Below are 16299 nucleotides of genomic sequence, written 5' to 3'. Positions count from 1 at the left end.
TTCACTGATAAAATCTTTTGACTGTATCATTGTCGAGTGCCCACACAGATTGCATGGTCAAATTGTTAAAGAGCTTTGTTTCACATTGAATCTTGTGATTCAACTCTCGAAACGGGCGGCCATTCTATCGAATCAAAAGCCAGTGTCAAACACTTTTTTTCAATTTAATTTCTTGCCGCTTACCTCTCCGGACCGAACCGCTTTCTGCCGTCCCTCCGTGTCGGTGAGGCGGCATTATAGAGAGTTCGATCACGTTGGCAATAGCCAAATTGAAATAAATTCGTCATTTTCGATCAAGCGGACAATATTCACGCAACACCCCGGGGTTTCGATGGTATAAACATCGCAGAACTTGAAAGTAAAGCTGTCCGCCCCCCAAAAAAGAGGTACCCCAATGCAAAACTCACTTCGACCTTATCAAGGCATTCGCCCGACACTCGGTGAAAAAGTATATGTCGACTCATCAGCAGTGCTGGTTGGGGAGATTCACTTGGCCGATCACAGCAGCATTTGGCCACTCGTTGCAGCGCGCGGGGATGTGAACCACATCCGAATCGGTGAGCGGACCAACATCCAGGACGGCACTGTTTTACATGTCACCCGAAAAAGCGACAACAACCCTGATGGCCATCCTCTTATTATTGGCGATGATGTGACAATTGGCCACAAAGCCATGCTTCATGGCTGCAGCGTCGGAAATCGGGTCCTGATCGGGATGGGTGCCATTATTCTGGATGCCGCGGAGATTGAAGATGATGTGATCATTGGGGCAGGGACGCTGGTACCGCCCGGGAAGATTTTACAGAGCGGGTATTTGTATGTGGGCAGTCCGGCGAAGCAAGCCAGACCCCTCACAGAAGCTGAACTGGCTTTTCTGCCACAATCCGCCGACAACTATGTTCGGCTCAAAAATGAATATCTGGCCGAAGCAGGCTAAGTTCAGCCGAGTTCAATGTCTCCCGCGGCGTTGAATGCTTCTTCTTCGATCAGAGATTCAGCCATCTCTTCCAGATCAAAGCGGTATTCGGCAAAGGCGGTCAGTATGGCCGCCTCATCCGACAGGGAAGAGCCCGCTTGATTTTCCAGCCAAGCAAGACTGACCCAGCACCGGATCAACGCTCCGGCTTGCTGTGCAGGAAAACAAACGGCCTTGCGCTTGTTGTCCCAAGTTTGCAGATCAGCAAACAATATATCCTGATTCATAATGACTCTTTTATTTTGCCTGAAGGGAACGTCGCAGTTCACGCAGTACTTGTTCGGTACCCGGGCGTATACCACGCCATAACAAAAAGCTTTCCGCCGCCTGACCCACCAGCATCCCAAGACCATCGATGACCTGACTGGCACCCAACTGTGCTGCCCATTGATTAAACGTGGTTTGCGTTTGCCTGTAAACCATGTCGTAGCAGACCACATCCGGGTGAATCAATGCCTCCGGAATACCCGGTAATGACTGACTGAGGCTGGCCGACGTTGAATTGATAATCAGGTCATAAGGCTGCGGCTCGGGCAGGTTATCCAGTGCCAGTGCAGAGACCTCACCATGGGGCGCAAATAAATCGGCCAGCTCAACCGCTTTCGCCAGAGTCCGGTTTGTAATCGTCAGGCTTGCCGGGTGCTGAGCCAGCAGCGGTAAAATCACACCGCGTGCAGCGCCCCCGGCACCCACCAGCAGAATCCGTTTCTCTTTGAGCCCCACATGGTGGCGCAGCAGATCCTGTACCAGCCCCTCACCATCCGTGTTATCTCCCAGAATCCCGCCATCGTCGAGTTTCTTAAGCGTGTTCACTGCACCCGCCAATTGCGCCCGTTCGGTCAACTGATTCGCATAGGCAAAAGCCTGCTCTTTAAATGGCACAGTAATATTGCAGCCACGGCCCCCCTGAGCAAAGAACTGATCGGCCGCATCCCGGAATGCCTCCAAAGGCACCAGCTGCGCTTCATAGTTCATGTACTGTGCTGTCTGGCGCGCAAACAGTGTGTGAATAAACGGGGACTTACTCTGGGCAATCGGGTTGCCGAAAACGACATACTGGTCCTTGTCCTGACTCATGGCTGCAAATTTTCCTTAACTAACGATGATTACCAGTCACGCGGGGTGAGGTATGAATACAAACGGGCTTCCTGAGAATCGGCTTCCGGCTGGTAACAATACTCCCAGCGCGCCAGCGGTGGCATAGACATCAGAATCGATTCCGTCCGGCCACCACTTTGCAGGCCAAATAATGTGCCGCGATCGTAAACCAGGTTAAATTCAACATAACGGCCACGACGATACAACTGAAACTCTCGCTCACGCTCACCAAACGGCGTGGCGGCCCGCTTGTCAACAATCGGCAGATAGGCATCCAGAAATCCCAGACCCACCGCTTGCATATACGCAAAGCTTTTTTCAAAGCCCCACTGATTCAGATCATCAAAGAACAAACCACCAACACCTCGGGTTTCCTGACGGTGGGGCAGGAAGAAGTATCGATCACACCAGGCTTTATGTTCGGCATAAACTTCTTCACCAAAAGGCGCACAGAGATCTTTTGCGACCTGATGCCAGTGACGACAATCTTCCTCAACCGGGTAGAATGGGGTCAGATCGAACCCACCGCCAAACCACCAGACCGGATCTTCACCCTCTTTTTCGGCAATAAAGAAGCGGACATTGGCATGAGACGTCGGGATATGCGGGTTCTTCGGGTGAATGACCAGAGAGACGCCCATGGCTTCAAAACGACGACCAGCCAGTTCCGGCCGATGTGCCGTTGCAGATGCGGGCATCTGAGCGCCATAAACATGAGAGAAATTCACGCCGCCCTGTTCAAACACCGCGCCATGGCGGATCACCCGGCTGCGGCCACCGCCACCATCTTCACGTTCCCAGCTGTCTTCAACAAAGCTGGCCTCACCATCCTGCGCTTCCAGCGCCTGGCAAATCTTGTCCTGAAGTTCGAGGAGAAACGCCTTCACGGCGTGTTTATTGACGTCTTGCATGCGTTATTTATCCCTGTCGGAAAATTTGTCCTGTGGCAGCATCGCGAATTTCGGATGGATTGTCACGGCCACCGGTCTCACCGCACAAAATCGTTTTCAAATGCGCTCCCAACTGTGCTTCTACTTCCTGCACATTTCGGCAAGGCGGCTCACCGGTCAGATTGGCACTGGTTGACGTGAGTGGTTTGCCGAATGTCCGGCACAGCTGCTGAACCAGCGGATGATCCGTCACCCGGACGGCAATGGTCGAAAACTGCCCGGTCAAAAAAGCAGGCACGCCAGGTTTGGTTGGCATCACCCAGGTCACCGGCCCGGGCCAGGTCGCAAAAATCTGCGCTTTTTGCGCTTCCGTTAGCTGGCTGTCATCAATATAAGGGGCAAGCTGATTATAATCCGCTGCAATCAGAATCAGCCCTTTTTCCACCGGACGCTGTTTGAGTGCCAGTAACCGACTGACGGCTTCCGGGTTATCCGGATCACATCCGACACCAAACACAGCTTCTGTCGGGTAGGCAATAACTTCACCTTGCTCCAGCGCGGTGACCACTTGGCTTAAATTATCCACACGATCCTCAATGCGTTAACGCCGGGCCATATCTGCTGGCAGCGGCTGAAATGAACTGAGGGCTATTTTAAACGAATCTCAGCGAACTGCACCCATTGGACGCCAGAGCGCGACGCAAACGTTTTCCTTAAGCAAAAATCTCCGTATAATGCGCCCCAAACCCTCGTGCCTGATTCACATAACCCTAAGGAGTTCGGGATGAAAGTCGGTATTATTATGGGCTCAAAATCTGACTGGCCAACCATGCAACATGCAGCTGAGATGCTGGAGCGATTCAATATCGCGTATGAAACCCGGGTGGTTTCCGCGCACCGGACTCCGCATCTGCTGGCAGAATATGCTGAAACTGCCCATGAGCGCGGTATTTCTGTCATTATCGCCGGCGCTGGCGGTGCAGCGCATCTGCCGGGGATGACAGCGGCCTATACCAGCCTTCCGGTACTGGGCGTTCCAGTCCAGTCTCGTGCACTGAAAGGGTTGGACTCCCTGCTATCCATTGTCCAGATGCCAAAAGGTGTGGCCGTCGGCACACTGGCGATTGGGGAAGCTGGCGCGGCCAATGCCGGTCTGCTGGCCGCACAGATTATCGGCACTCAGGATGCAGGCGTGATGGCTGCCATTGATGCCTTCCGCAAAGCACAAACAGAAACCGTACTCAGCCAACCGGATCCATCTGAGGAAGTCTGAGCATGAAAAAGGTTCTGGTATTAGGCGCAGGTCAGCTCGCCCGCATGATGGCACTGGCAGGCGCACCGCTGAATATCGATGTTGTCGCCTATGACGTGACCAGTGGTCAGGTTGTTCATCCGCTCACGCTGGCACCGGTTCTTTCCGGACTGGACAATGCCATCCGCTATGCCGATGTGATCACAGCTGAATTCGAACATGTGCCGCACGATGTGCTCGACGCCTGTGAAGCCAGTGGCAAGCTGAAACCCGGTGCTGCAGCGATTAAAGCCGGTGGCGATCGCCGGATTGAAAAGGCCCTGCTGGATCAAGCAGGCGTGGCAAATGCCCAGTATCAGCTGATCAACGCAGAAACGGATCTGGTTGCAGCATCCCAGCACATCGGTTTGCCACTGGTGCTGAAAAGCTCGCTCGGGGGCTATGACGGCAAAGGCCAGTGGCGCCTGAAAACGGCCGACCAGATCCAGGCCGTCTGGCAGGACATTGCGGCATTTCTGGCCGACGCGCCAGCGCAGTCCATTGTTGCGGAAGCTTTTGTGCCATTCCAGCGGGAAGTCTCCCTGATTGGTGCACGCAATCAGGCCGGCGACACCGCCATCTACCCACTGACAGAAAATGTACATACCGACGGTGTCCTCAGCCGCTCGCTGGCGCTGGAAACACAGGGTGATTTACAGCAGCAGGCAGAACGTATGTTCAATGCGGTGGCAGAGACCCTCGGGTATGTGGGCGTGCTGGCCATTGAGTTCTTTGAAGTGAACGGATCATTGCTGGTCAATGAAATCGCGCCTCGGGTACACAATTCCGGTCACTGGACTCAGCAGGGTGCCGATACCTGCCAGTTTGAAAATCACTTACGCGCCGTGTGCGATTTGCCCTTAGGGAATACCCAGGCCATCCGCAGTACCGTCATGATTAACATTCTGGGTGAAGACACGGTTCCAACTGATGTACTGGCACTCCCGGGCTGCCATATTCACTGGTATGGCAAAGAAAAAAGGGCAGGGCGCAAAATGGGTCATATTAATGTCACAGCCACCAGCCACAATGAACTGGTTCAGACCCTGGACACGCTGGCTCAGCATCTCCCGAGCGACAGCTTTCCTGTTGTCCGTCTCCGCTAAGTCACACTCTCCCCCTGAAAGTCAAAAAGCCAGCGTTTGCTGGCTTTTTCTTTCGGATGGGCACAATATTGTCGAAGGACTGGGCGATTTCCCATTTGCGCCGTCGGGAGACGGAGGGGACTGGTTTTTATTATTCGCCGGTACAAGCAATAATTCTGTATTTGCGCGATAGTCTGTATGGAGAGACGAGCCTGACTGAAGCCATCAGCGCAACGGATTGTTTAGTGGCCTATCAACTGAATCTGAATACCGGCAGGCCTTCACCGACTGTAACGGTCGATGAAAACTGTTGAGTCAGTTCTGCTGCAGATGCTGACACTTCCGATTCGCACACTGCTTTTTCTCACCGCCAGAATGCTTTTTGAGCACCAATAAGGGATAGCCGCAAACTTCACAGGGGCCCTCGACTGGCTGTGCGTTCAGCACAAACTTACACTTGGGATAGCTGTCACAGCCATAAAACACCTTGCCATGGCGGCTGTTCCGCTTCACCAGATGTCCAGCACCACATTCAGGACATGACCGTGCAGGTTCGTCATCCTCTGAAACTGAAGAAGAGGCTTTCTGGGGCTCGATATGGTTGCACTCTGGATAATGACTGCAGCCAATGAACATACCGTAACGCCCCTGACGCAAAACAAGCTCATGCTCACACACCGGGCAAGGGACACCCAGGTGTTTTACGATATGGCCATCATTATGGTGCAAAGGCTTGATGTAATCGCAGGCCGGATAGGCACTACAGCCCAAAAACGGGCCGTGTTTTCCATGGCGCAATAACAGAGCCGCCCCGCATTGTGGGCAGGGCGTCTCATCATGAACGGGTTGCGCGGTAAAGAGATCAGGATTGATTTTACTGGCCATACGTCAGGCCTTATCTCCTGTAAATTGACAATTAATGCAGATATCCATCTTCTGCTCCGTAGAGCAGCTCTTCCATTTGGCTGTAAGCACTTTCATTTCCGGGTGCATTAAAGAGCACCATCAGAATAATCCATTTCAGATCATCTAACACAAACTCGGCGGTTTCGAGTTCCATCACCCGATCGACCACCATTTCACGCGTTTCAGAACTCAGCACATGGATCTGCTCAAGATAAGTCAGAAAGCCACGGCAAGCCACATCCAGACGGTTCATTTCTTCCGGGGTATAAATACGGATGGAAGTCACCGCACTGGTATTCATGTACGGCGTATGGTCGGTATCCTGAAGTGCAGCAAGTTTCTCTAACCAAGTCAGAGCTTTATAGATGTCTTCCTGATGAAACCCTGCACGCAGCAGCTCTTCAGACAATTCGTCCTGATCCACCATCAATTCAGCGTCGCTGTGAATATAGGTTTCAAACAGGTACATGAGTATATCCATCATGACTAGCCCCTCCTCGATCTGATATAGCCACCGGGCACTGAAGTGACAACCCCTTGCAACTCTAACTCCAGCAATTGCGTCATGACTTCATGGACAGGTTGTGCACAGCGTTCAGCAACCACATCTACGGGTGTTGCTTCATTGCCTACGTTAGCCAACACCGCATTAAATGGCAATTGCTCATTTTCAGGATGTGGCAGCGATACGCTCATTTGACTACTTTTCGCACAATCGGTGAGTGTACCAACCTCCTCAAAGATATCGACCGGACTTTCCACCAGTTTAGCACCGGATTTTATCAAGGCGTTACATCCTTTGCTTCCAGGTGCATAAATCGACCCGGGTAAGGCAAAAACTTCGCGATCTTGCTCCAAAGCATACCGAGCGGTGATCAAAGAACCACTTTTCAAAGCAGCTTCCACCACCAGCACTCCCACAGACAGGCCACTGATAATCCGGTTTCGACGGGGGAAATGCTGTGGCCGAGGTGGCTCTGAGGGCCAGAACTCAGAGACAAGTGCCCCTTGTTCGACAATTTGCCCTGCCAGCGTCCGGTGCGAGGCCGGATAGATCCGATTCAGCCCGGCCCCCAAGACCGCTACCGTGGCACCACCGTTTTTCAGCGCGCTGTCATGAGCGTGGCCATCAATCCCCAGCGCCAGACCACTGGTAACCACATAGTCAGCCGCCACCATCGCCGCCGCAAAATCCCGTGCGGCTTCCCGGCCATCCAGACTCGCAGTCCGGCTGCCGACGATAGCCAACTGAGGCTCGAGCAACCATTTAGGCTCTCCCCGGACAAAGAGCACGGGGGGCGGAGAACTGATTTCCTTAAGCAGTCGCGGATAGCCCGGATCACTAAGCACCAGGACATGCTGGTTCTCTTGTTCACACCAGCGCAATGCCTCACTCAGCCTCGCCTGATTCGGCTGACGCAGCTGTGCAATTTGAGCCGCTTTCAGACCCAGCGCCAGTAAGGCCTGATCAGGCAAGCAACGAATCTCAGACACACTGCCATGCTGCAGCAACTGACAAATTCGCTGACCGCCCAGACCCGATACCGCGGCCAGTACCAGCCAGTCTTCCTGCTCACTTCTCATGGGATGGGATCCACTGAGCCACATCGCCCGTCTGAATAGGGCCCTCTCCCGACAACACCCGCGCCAGGCTCAGGTGCATGGCTGCCTGATGAACCTCAATCTCAGCCACCGCGGGCTGCCCAAGCACATTGCGATCGATTCGCCAGCGCTGCCCGGCGGCCAGACCATCCCGCGTCCCCCGATCTAGCACCAGCCAGTCCTGCGGCGCCAGATAATGCTGCTTGTACAAGCCGCCGACCACACGAGCGGTCGAGACAGGTGGTTCTGCGGCCGTCTTCTTCATCTCAGAGAAAGAAGAGGGGGTTTCAGTACGCGCCAGCAAGTAATCACCGGCACGAACTTCCTGAATACCATCTTCAATCGATAACTGACTGCCCAGCGTTGCATGCCCGATCACCGTCGCCCGGGCAACCGGCAGCATCCCCCAGAATGGACCGTCCGCAGGCTCGCCCTCAACATGATCATGCTCAGTCAGAGGAAAGCTTCGGCCTGGTCGATAAATGCCCCACTGGCTGCCCAAGGGCAACGCGTCCGGCACATGAAGCACATCTTCCTGCACCAGATATTCCCTGCCATGCAAAACCGGTACAATACGCGGTGCCATGGCTTTGTCTGCCGATGAAATCAGTGCCGCCTGAAGCCGCCCGGATGCATGCACGTCACCAAGGCATAGCATCATCCAGCACATCCCGAACCAGCCGAACCTTGTCATCTGTGATTCCTCTGTGAGCTTAAAAATAAGGAAAACACCCTGCCAGCACACTCAGGAACGGACCAGACGAACCCACAATCTCCCCATACGTTTGCGGCAGATTTCTCGGTTTTCTTTCTGCGTTTTCAGCACGGGAATCGCCCGCAGCGGCTGACCTCACAGGTTGGGAGCACGCCGCAAGGGATGGCAAAAGCTGTTATTTGAAGTTGAAAATGACTAGAATTAGAGCAAATCAAGTGAATCTCTTTTTATACGTCTATTTTTACGGGAATCTATGTCTGTACTAAACGTGTTAACTTTCCCAGATGATCGCCTGCGGACGGTTGCCAAGCCGGTCGAAGCGGTGACCCCTGAAATCCAGAAAATCGTCGACGACATGCTGGACACCATGTATGACGAGGACGGGATCGGCCTGGCGGCCACTCAGGTGGATATTCATCAGCGCATTGTCGTCATTGATATCTCGGAAGAGCGCGACCAGCCGATGGTGCTGATCAACCCGGAAATTCTGGAAAAACGCGGTGAAGACGGGATTGAAGAAGGCTGCCTGTCGGTACCGGGTGCGCGTGCACTGGTTCCACGTGCTGCAGAAGTCACCGTACGCGCTTTCGATCGCGACGGCAAAGAATATACCTTCGAAGCGGACGATCTGCTGGCCATTTGTGTGCAGCACGAACTGGACCATCTGGCAGGAAAACTGTTTGTGGATTACCTGTCTCCGCTCAAACGCCAGCGTATCCAGAAAAAACTGGAAAAAATGAAGCGCTACCAAGAGCAAGTCTAAGAAGCCGAGGTTATCTTGAGCCAACCGTTACGTATCGTCTTTGCTGGTACGCCTGATTTCGCCGCCCGTCATCTGGCGGCGTTATTGTCTTCTCAGCACGACATCATTGCTGTTTATACCCGTCAGGACCAACCTGCCGGACGGGGAAAAAAACTGACCGCCAGCCCGGTCAAACAACTGGCGCTGGAACATGACATTCCGGTCTATCAACCCAAAACCTTACGCGATGAAGCAGCACAACAAGAACTGGCAAGCCTGAATGCCGACATCATGATTGTTGTCGCCTATGGTTTGATTCTGCCAAGCGTTGTGCTGGATACGCCGCGCCTGGGCTGTATCAACGTCCATGGTTCGATTCTGCCGCGCTGGCGGGGTGCTGCGCCGATTCAGCGGGCCATCTGGGCTGGCGATGCAGAAACCGGCGTCACCATCATGCAGATGGATGAAGGCCTCGATACCGGCGATATGCTGAAAATCGCTTCGCTGCCGATCGAATCCACCGACACCAGCGCCAGCATGTACAACAAGCTGGCTGAACTCGGACCACAGGCATTACTGGCCTGTCTGGACGATATTGCTGCCGGACGTGCGATTCCGGAGAAACAAAACGACGAACGGGCGAACTACGCTGAGAAGCTCAGTAAAGAAGAAGCCAAAATAGACTGGTCTATGGATGCCGATGCCATCGAACGTTGCATCCGCGCATTTAACCCGTGGCCGATGAGCTTTTTTGAAGTGGCCGGACAAAATGTCAAAGTCTGGCAGGCTGCTGTCGAAGCAGACAACCAGGACCAGACTCCGGGCACCATCCTGTCTGCCGACAAGCAGGGGATAGTGGTTGCGACCGGTCAGGGCGCGCTGCGGCTGACGCAATTGCAGCCACCGGGGAAAAAAGCCATGGCCGCACAGGATCTGCTGAACTCTCGCCATGAGTGGTTCACGCCGGGTACTGTGCTGTAATTTCAGCGTCCAGTCCGGATATCTCAGCCAGTGAACCTTGCATTTGCATGTTGCACTGGCTTTTTCTTTCGTCGCTCCGGCGGCAGAATCGCTGCATCTCAGCAGCGTTCAGATGAACATCGAGTCAGGAACACATTCATGAATGTAAGAGCTGCTGCAGCCCAGGTGATCTATCAGGTGGTGGATCAGGGTCAATCGCTTTCTGCTGCCTTGCCTGCAGCACAACAGGAAATCAAACCCCGCGATCAGGCATTACTGCAAGAGATTTGCTATGGGGTGCTGCGCTGGCTGCCACGCCTGGAAAGCATAACCCAGTCTCTGATGGACAAACCACTCAAAGGCAAGCAGCGCGTCTTTCACCATCTGATTCTGGTGGGCCTGTATCAGCTGAGCTTTATGCGGATCCCGGCTCATGCTGCGGTTGCAGAAACCGTCGATGCCACCAAAACGCTGAAGAAGCCTCAGCTGCGCGGCCTGATCAACGCCATCCTGCGAAACTACCAGCGCCAGCAGGAAACGCTGGACCACCAGGCCATGCAGCATGATGCGGGTCGATACGGTCATCCGGGCTGGCTGCTGAATATGTTGCGTGCCCACTACCCGGACCAACTTGATGCCGTCACCGCTGCCAACAACACCAAAGCCCCCATGTGGCTGAGGGTGAACCGTCGTCATCATGAGCGCACACAATATCTGGCTTTACTGGCAGCCGAGAACATCAGTGCCACTGAACATCCGCAAGCGGCAGATGCGCTGCAACTGACCCGGGCCTGCGATGTTCAGCAACTGCCGGGCTTTGCCGAGGGCTGGGTTTCCGTACAGGATGCCGCCGCACAGTTAGCGGTCGACTACCTGCAGCCACAGGCGGGTGAACTGATTCTGGATTGCTGTGCTGCCCCCGGCGGAAAAACAGCCCATATTCTGGAGCGGGTGCCTGGTGCGCGCGTGGTCGCCATCGACAGTGACGAACATCGTCTGCTTCGCGTGAAAGAAAACCTGCAACGCCTGAACCTGGACGCTGAGGTGCTGTGCGCAGACGCGCGCTATCCGCAGCAATGGTGGCAGGGTGAAGCATTCGACCGTATTCTCCTTGACGCGCCTTGTTCGGCCACCGGGGTGATCCGTCGCCATCCGGATATCAAATGGCTGCGTCGCGCCGAAGATATTGAGGCGCTGGCCAGTCTGCAGGCCGAGATTCTGGATGCGATGTGGCAGCAACTGAAACCGGGCGGTACTCTGGTGTACGCAACCTGCTCCATCATGCCGCAGGAAAACCGGGAACAGGTGACAGCGTTTCTGGCCCGGACCGCAGATGCATCTCTGGCCGATCGGGCAGACAACGGCAGCGAAACGGCGCCAGGACGACAAATCCTGCCGGGCGAATCGGACATGGACGGCTTTTACTATGCCGTGCTGGAAAAGCAGCCACAAGCCTGAAAACCATCACGAGAGCAGCAGCGTTCATGACAAAACTGCAAAGTTAAGTCTTTGTGCGAACTGGCTAAAAATGCTGCTTCTCTCGTCAAGGCAGTGTAACCTTACGGCAACAGCATCGATCTGAGAGCATTCATCAGGCAACAGCTATGAAAATTATCATCCTAGGCGCAGGTCAGGTCGGCGGTACGCTGGCAGAGAATCTGGTCGGCGAGAACAACGACATTACCATTGTCGACGCAAACCCGGAGCGATTACGGGAGTTGCAGGACAAATACGACTTACGGGTCGTACAGGGCTATGCAAGCCATCCCCGGACCTTACGCGATGCCGGGGCGCAGGACGCAGACATGCTGGTTGCCGTGACCAATTCTGACGAAACCAACATGATTGCCTGCCAGATCGCCTTCTCGCTCTTCAACACCCCCAACCGGGTTGCCCGGATCCGGTCACCGGAATACCTCAAAGAAAAACATCAGCTGTTCCATACCGATGCCGTCCCGGTCGATCATCTGATTGCGCCGGAAGAACTGGTGACCGGTTATATCGAACGTCTGATCGCTTATCCGGGGGCGCTGCAGGTGGTCGGATTCGCCGACAACAAAGTCGGACTGGTTGCCGTCAAAGCCTACTATGGTGGCCCGCTGGTCGGGAATGCGCTCTCCGCACTGCGTGAGCATATGCCTCATGTCGATACCCGAGTCGCAGCCATTTTCCGTCAGGGCCGACCCATTCGCCCGCAGGGCACCACCATTATTGAAGCCGATGACGAAGTTTTCTTCGTGGCAGCCAGCAACCACATCCGCTCCGTGATGAGTGAACTGCAACGGCTGGAAAAGCCATACAAACGTCTGATGATTGTCGGCGGCGGGAATATCGGGGCCGGTCTGGCTAAGCGGCTGGAAAACAGCTACAGCGTGAAACTGATTGAGCGCAGCCCGCAGCGGGCGGAAAGCCTGTCGGAAATGCTGACCAACACCATCGTTTTCTGTGGTGATGCCTCCGATCAGGAGCTGCTCAGCGAAGAACATATCGAACAGATTGACGTCTTCATTGCGGTCACCAACGATGATGAAGCCAACATCATGTCGGCGATGCTAGCCAAACGGATGGGCGCGAAAAAAGTTATGGTGCTGATCCAGCGCGGCGCTTACGTCGATCTGGTGCAGGGCGGCACCATTGATATCGCAATTTCACCGCAGCAAGCCACCATTTCTGCGTTGCTGACCCATGTCCGCAAAGCCGATATCGTCAACGTGTCCTCCCTGCGTCGGGGCGCCGCCGAAGCGATTGAAGCCATTGCACACGGCGATTCAAGCACCTCAAAAGTGGTGGGCAAAGCGATCGGCGACATCAAACTGCCACCGGGCACCACGATAGGCGCTATCGTTCGGGGAGAAGAAGTGCTGATCGCCCACGACCGCACCGTAATCGAGCAGGATGACCACGTGGTGATGTTCCTGGTCGATAAGAAATATATCCCTGATGTGGAGCGTCTGTTCCAGCCTAGCCCGTTCTTCCTCTGAGCCGCTATGGTGAACTTAAGACCCATTCTCTTTGTGATCGGGCTGGTCTTATCCAAGATCGCCCTGTTCATGTATCTGCCCACCATTCTGGCCTTTCTGACCGGGACAGGGGGCTTTATCGATTTTGCCACAGCCGTGATCATCACCCATATCGTCGCGTTTGCCTGCCTGACATTCGGCAAGGTCCGGGAATTCAAACTCGGGGTGCGGGATATGTTCCTGCTGACGACACTGGTCTGGACGGTGGCCAGCGCCTTTGCCGCGCTGCCTTTCATGCTGATCAACCACATCAGTTTCACTGACGCCTATTTCGAAACCATGTCTGGCATTACAACCACAGGCTCAACGGTGCTCAGCGGGCTGGATGACATGGCCCCCAGCATTTTGCTGTGGCGTTCCACCCTGCAATGGCTGGGCGGGATTGGCTTTATCGTGATGGGGGTTGCCATTTTGCCGATGCTGAATGTCGGGGGGATGCGCCTGTTCCAGACGGAATCGTCTGACTGGTCGGAGAAAAGCTCGCCCCGGACCAAAAACGTCGCCAAGAATATCGTCACGGTTTACCTCAGTCTGACCATGATGTGTGTGCTGGGCTACATGGTGGCAGGCATGAACACCTTCGATGCCATCAACCATGCCTTTACCACCTTGTCGACCGGCGGGTATTCCACCTCAGACGGCTCGATGAATCATTTTTCCAATGCGGCACACTGGGTGGCCATTGTCTTCATGTTTGCCGGGGGACTGCCATTTTTACTGTTCGTTCAGGCGCTGCGAAAACGCCAGCCGGGCTCGCTGATCCGAGACGCGCAGGTCCGTGGCTACACGATGACCGTGCTGATCGTCAGCCTGATGGTCGCCATGTGGCTGTGCTGGAAAGACGGCTACGCTTTCACCGACGCCCTTCGGGTCTCCCTGTTCAATATTATTTCCGTCGTCACGACCACAGGCTTCGGGCTGGAAGACTTCACCGACTGGGGCGCATTCCCAACCGTGGTTTTTGCCTTCATGATGCTGGTGGGCGGCTGTTCCGGTTCGACCGCCGGAGGATTTAAGGTCTTCCGCTTTCAGATTGCCATCGCATTACTTCGGAAGCAGCTGATGCAGCTCATTCATCCGTCCGGGGTATTCATTCAGCGCTATAACCAGCGGCCGGTGACAGACAGCATCGTGCGTTCCGTGGTTGCCTTTGCACTGACGTTTATCATGACCATTATCATCATTGCTGCCTTGCTGGCGATGCTGGGGCTGGATCCGGTCACCAGTATCAGTGGTTCCGTGACCGCAGTCGCGAATGTCGGACCGGGGATGGGTGAGGTGATTGGCCCGACAGGCAACTTTGCGCCACTGCCGGACGCCGCCAAATGGATCCTGAGTCTGGGTATGCTGATGGGCCGGCTGGAAATTCTGACCGTGCTTGTGCTGGCATTTCCGGCGTTCTGGAAAAACTGATACAGCCCGGTCGGTACACCGGGCTCAGCCGAACAAACCGGCTGTCGGCGTGACGTACAGGTATATGGCCAGGAAATGGCAGACGGTGCCGCCCAGCACGAACAGGTGCCAGATTGCGTGGTTGTACGGGATCTTCTGATTGACATAAAACACCACGCCCAGCGAATACACCACACCGCCCGCAGCCAGCAGTACCAGACCGGCCGTCGACATTGCCATCGCCAGCGGATAAACCGCCACCAGAGACAACCAGCCCATCGCCAGATAGATCACCAGCGACAAACGTTTGAAGCGATAGACAAAGGCGACTTTGAAAATAATCCCCAGCAGGGCAACGGTCCAGATCACTGCCATCAGGGTGACCGCCAGCGGCGTCCGCAGAGTAATCAGCAGGAAAGGCGTGTAAGTTCCGGCAATCAACAGATAAATCGCACAATGATCCAGCGTTTTCAGAACCCGCTTGGCGCCATCAAAAGGAATGGCATGATAGAGCGTTGAGGCCAGATAGAGCAGAATCATACTGGCTCCGTAAATGCTCAGGCTGGCGACACTCAGCGCGTCCGCATTTACTTCAACCGCCCGCATCAGCAGCATGACCAGGGCCACGATGCCGAAAATCATGCCCGCGCCATGGCTGAGGCTGTTTGCCACTTCTTCGGCAACGGTATAGGGAGCGTTTTGCTGTCTGGCCATGAAAGTTATCCATTGTCACATCAATTGCCAGCAGTATGGCACAGTTTAGCTTACACGTGTAAGCTGAATTTCATGGCAAGGCTGTGACAAGGATACCAACTCAGTCCGACGGATCATCGACTTGCGCCAGATACGCCACAACACGTTCCCCGGCTTCAGAGGGCGGGAGCGTCAGTGGTATGGTCAACTCCCGTTTCAGCTCATGACTGCCGATCAGGCTGGCCAGCATGCCGCTCACACCCCGTTGACGGCGGTCAATCGAGAACCAGAGTGTCAGTTCATCCCCCTCAATCTGAGTGATCAGCTCCAGCTCCCGCCAGCGGCCGTGAAACGGCCCGTCCACCGGCACAAACTCGAACACCTGAACAAAGGGCAGAGCAAACCCGGCTGCTGCCTCGCACTCCACCTGTAAAATCCGGAAGCCGCTCTGCTCCAGTGCGGTGAACACGCCATCCAGCAACGGGTCCGGCCGAATAGTCAGCGGATCTTTATCTTTGGGATCCAGAGCCAGCGGCACATCCAGATGAGTTTCCAGCCAGACACCCGAATCGCCGATCGTGATGGGCGTATTGCTCGGCAATTCAAACCGGCATTCAAACTGACGCTGCTCACCCGCACCGATCGTAAAAGCTTCCGGCAAATGCCATTGCGCCAGCGTAAACGTTTTGTGCACCTTTTCCTGCCGCCGCTCGCTGTCACCACGACTGACCGGCACTTCATCCTCATACCGGCAACAGAGGTACAGATGGACATGATGAACCGACTGGTCAACCTTGCCGCCTTTGACATGGATTTGTATCGGTAATGTCTGGCCAGGCAGAAGTACTTCAGTCTCCAGAACCGTGTCAACACGGGCGCCACCCAACCCCAGACTGGCCAGCGTTTTATGAAAAAGGGACATTTCGACT

General features: G+C 54.8%; 18 protein-coding genes. 8 read left to right on the top strand and 10 right to left on the bottom strand.

Features of this window, described 5'->3' with window-relative positions:
- Positions 1-394 precede the first annotated feature (394 nt).
- Positions 395-937, top strand: coding sequence for a gamma carbonic anhydrase family protein (locus tag Q4579_RS16120; RefSeq protein WP_303565598.1), 543 nt, complete (start codon positions 395-397; stop codon positions 935-937).
- Between the two features lie 2 nt (positions 938-939).
- Here the strand turns inward: Q4579_RS16120 and Q4579_RS16115 are convergent, their stop codons facing one another.
- From Q4579_RS16115 to tsaC, 4 genes are read right to left on the bottom strand one after another with little or no spacing between them, the layout of a single operon-like run.
- Positions 940-1203 (bottom strand): DUF1488 domain-containing protein, encoded by a 264-nt coding sequence (locus tag Q4579_RS16115; RefSeq protein ID WP_303565596.1) that lies wholly within the window; start codon positions 1201-1203, stop codon positions 940-942.
- Between the two features lie 10 nt (positions 1204-1213).
- Entirely contained in the window at positions 1214-2053 is an 840-nt protein-coding gene (gene aroE, locus Q4579_RS16110) for a shikimate dehydrogenase (protein ID WP_303565594.1), read from the bottom strand.
- 29 nt (positions 2054-2082) lie between these two features.
- A complete protein-coding gene (gene hemF, locus Q4579_RS16105) occupies positions 2083-2985 on the bottom strand; it encodes an oxygen-dependent coproporphyrinogen oxidase (RefSeq protein WP_303565592.1) in 903 nt (300 codons plus the stop codon).
- Between the two features lie 7 nt (positions 2986-2992).
- Positions 2993-3550 carry an L-threonylcarbamoyladenylate synthase type 1 TsaC gene (gene tsaC, locus Q4579_RS16100; protein ID WP_303565591.1) on the bottom strand — a complete coding sequence of 186 codons (558 nt, stop codon included), beginning with the start codon at positions 3548-3550 and terminating at the stop codon, positions 2993-2995.
- A gap of 198 nt (positions 3551-3748) precedes the next feature.
- Between tsaC and purE the strand changes: the two genes are divergently transcribed.
- Together purE and Q4579_RS16090 are read left to right on the top strand one after the other, a co-directional pair.
- A complete protein-coding gene (purE, locus tag Q4579_RS16095) occupies positions 3749-4237 on the top strand; it encodes a 5-(carboxyamino)imidazole ribonucleotide mutase (RefSeq protein ID WP_211646743.1) in 489 nt (162 codons plus the stop codon).
- A 2-nt stretch (positions 4238-4239) separates the two neighbouring features.
- Complete coding sequence (locus Q4579_RS16090; protein ID WP_303565590.1) at positions 4240-5361, top strand: 5-(carboxyamino)imidazole ribonucleotide synthase; 1122 nt, start codon at positions 4240-4242, stop codon at positions 5359-5361.
- A gap of 294 nt (positions 5362-5655) precedes the next feature.
- Here Q4579_RS16090 and Q4579_RS16085 read toward each other — a convergent pair whose 3' ends face one another.
- From Q4579_RS16085 to Q4579_RS16070, 4 genes are read right to left on the bottom strand one after another with little or no spacing between them, the layout of a single operon-like run.
- On the bottom strand, positions 5656-6225 hold the full coding sequence (locus Q4579_RS16085) for a type I DNA topoisomerase (RefSeq protein ID WP_303565588.1): 570 nt from the start codon (positions 6223-6225) through the stop codon (positions 5656-5658).
- Between the two features lie 31 nt (positions 6226-6256).
- Positions 6257-6730: a DUF494 family protein gene (locus tag Q4579_RS16080; RefSeq protein WP_211646739.1), complete on the bottom strand. Its 474-nt coding sequence runs from the start codon at positions 6728-6730 to the stop codon at positions 6257-6259.
- A gap of 2 nt (positions 6731-6732) precedes the next feature.
- Complete coding sequence (dprA, locus tag Q4579_RS16075) at positions 6733-7830, bottom strand: DNA-processing protein DprA (protein ID WP_303565585.1); 1098 nt, start codon at positions 7828-7830, stop codon at positions 6733-6735.
- The gene (locus tag Q4579_RS16070) at positions 7820-8542 is read right to left on the bottom strand and encodes a hypothetical protein (protein ID WP_303565583.1); all 723 of its coding nucleotides are present in this window, start codon (positions 8540-8542) and stop codon (positions 7820-7822) included. Before Q4579_RS16070 ends, dprA begins: the two co-directional genes overlap by 11 nt.
- Positions 8543-8816: 274 nt before the next feature.
- On the opposite strand from Q4579_RS16070, the gene def reads away from it, so the two are divergent.
- The 5 genes from def to Q4579_RS16045 all read left to right on the top strand — a co-directional run bounded on the left by def (position 8817) and on the right by Q4579_RS16045 (position 14698).
- Entirely contained in the window at positions 8817-9326 is a 510-nt protein-coding gene (gene def / locus Q4579_RS16065) for a peptide deformylase (protein ID WP_303565582.1), read from the top strand.
- Between the two features lie 15 nt (positions 9327-9341).
- Positions 9342-10286: a methionyl-tRNA formyltransferase gene (gene fmt / locus Q4579_RS16060; RefSeq protein WP_303565581.1), complete on the top strand. Its 945-nt coding sequence runs from the start codon at positions 9342-9344 to the stop codon at positions 10284-10286.
- Positions 10287-10424: 138 nt separating this feature from the next.
- Positions 10425-11723: a 16S rRNA (cytosine(967)-C(5))-methyltransferase RsmB gene (rsmB, locus tag Q4579_RS16055; protein ID WP_303565579.1), complete on the top strand. Its 1299-nt coding sequence runs from the start codon at positions 10425-10427 to the stop codon at positions 11721-11723.
- Between the two features lie 128 nt (positions 11724-11851).
- Positions 11852-13246 carry a Trk system potassium transporter TrkA gene (gene trkA, locus Q4579_RS16050; protein ID WP_368501999.1) on the top strand — a complete coding sequence of 465 codons (1395 nt, stop codon included), beginning with the start codon at positions 11852-11854 and terminating at the stop codon, positions 13244-13246.
- 6 nt (positions 13247-13252) lie between these two features.
- Positions 13253-14698, top strand: coding sequence for a TrkH family potassium uptake protein (locus Q4579_RS16045; RefSeq protein WP_303565577.1), 1446 nt, complete (start codon positions 13253-13255; stop codon positions 14696-14698).
- Between the two features lie 24 nt (positions 14699-14722).
- Here the strand turns inward: Q4579_RS16045 and Q4579_RS16040 are convergent, their stop codons facing one another.
- Entirely contained in the window at positions 14723-15391 is a 669-nt protein-coding gene (locus Q4579_RS16040) for a hemolysin III family protein (protein ID WP_303565576.1), read from the bottom strand.
- A 100-nt stretch (positions 15392-15491) separates the two neighbouring features.
- A complete protein-coding gene (locus Q4579_RS16035; protein WP_303565574.1) occupies positions 15492-16292 on the bottom strand; it encodes a sporulation protein in 801 nt (266 codons plus the stop codon).
- Positions 16293-16299: the final 7 nt, after the last annotated feature.

Origin of the sequence: Photobacterium sp. 1_MG-2023 (assembly GCF_030547945.1) — a bacterium.
Taxonomy (GTDB): domain Bacteria; phylum Pseudomonadota; class Gammaproteobacteria; order Enterobacterales; family Vibrionaceae; genus Photobacterium.
The sequence above is the reverse complement of the archived record's forward strand: the minus strand, read 5'-3'. Positions and strand labels throughout refer to the sequence as shown.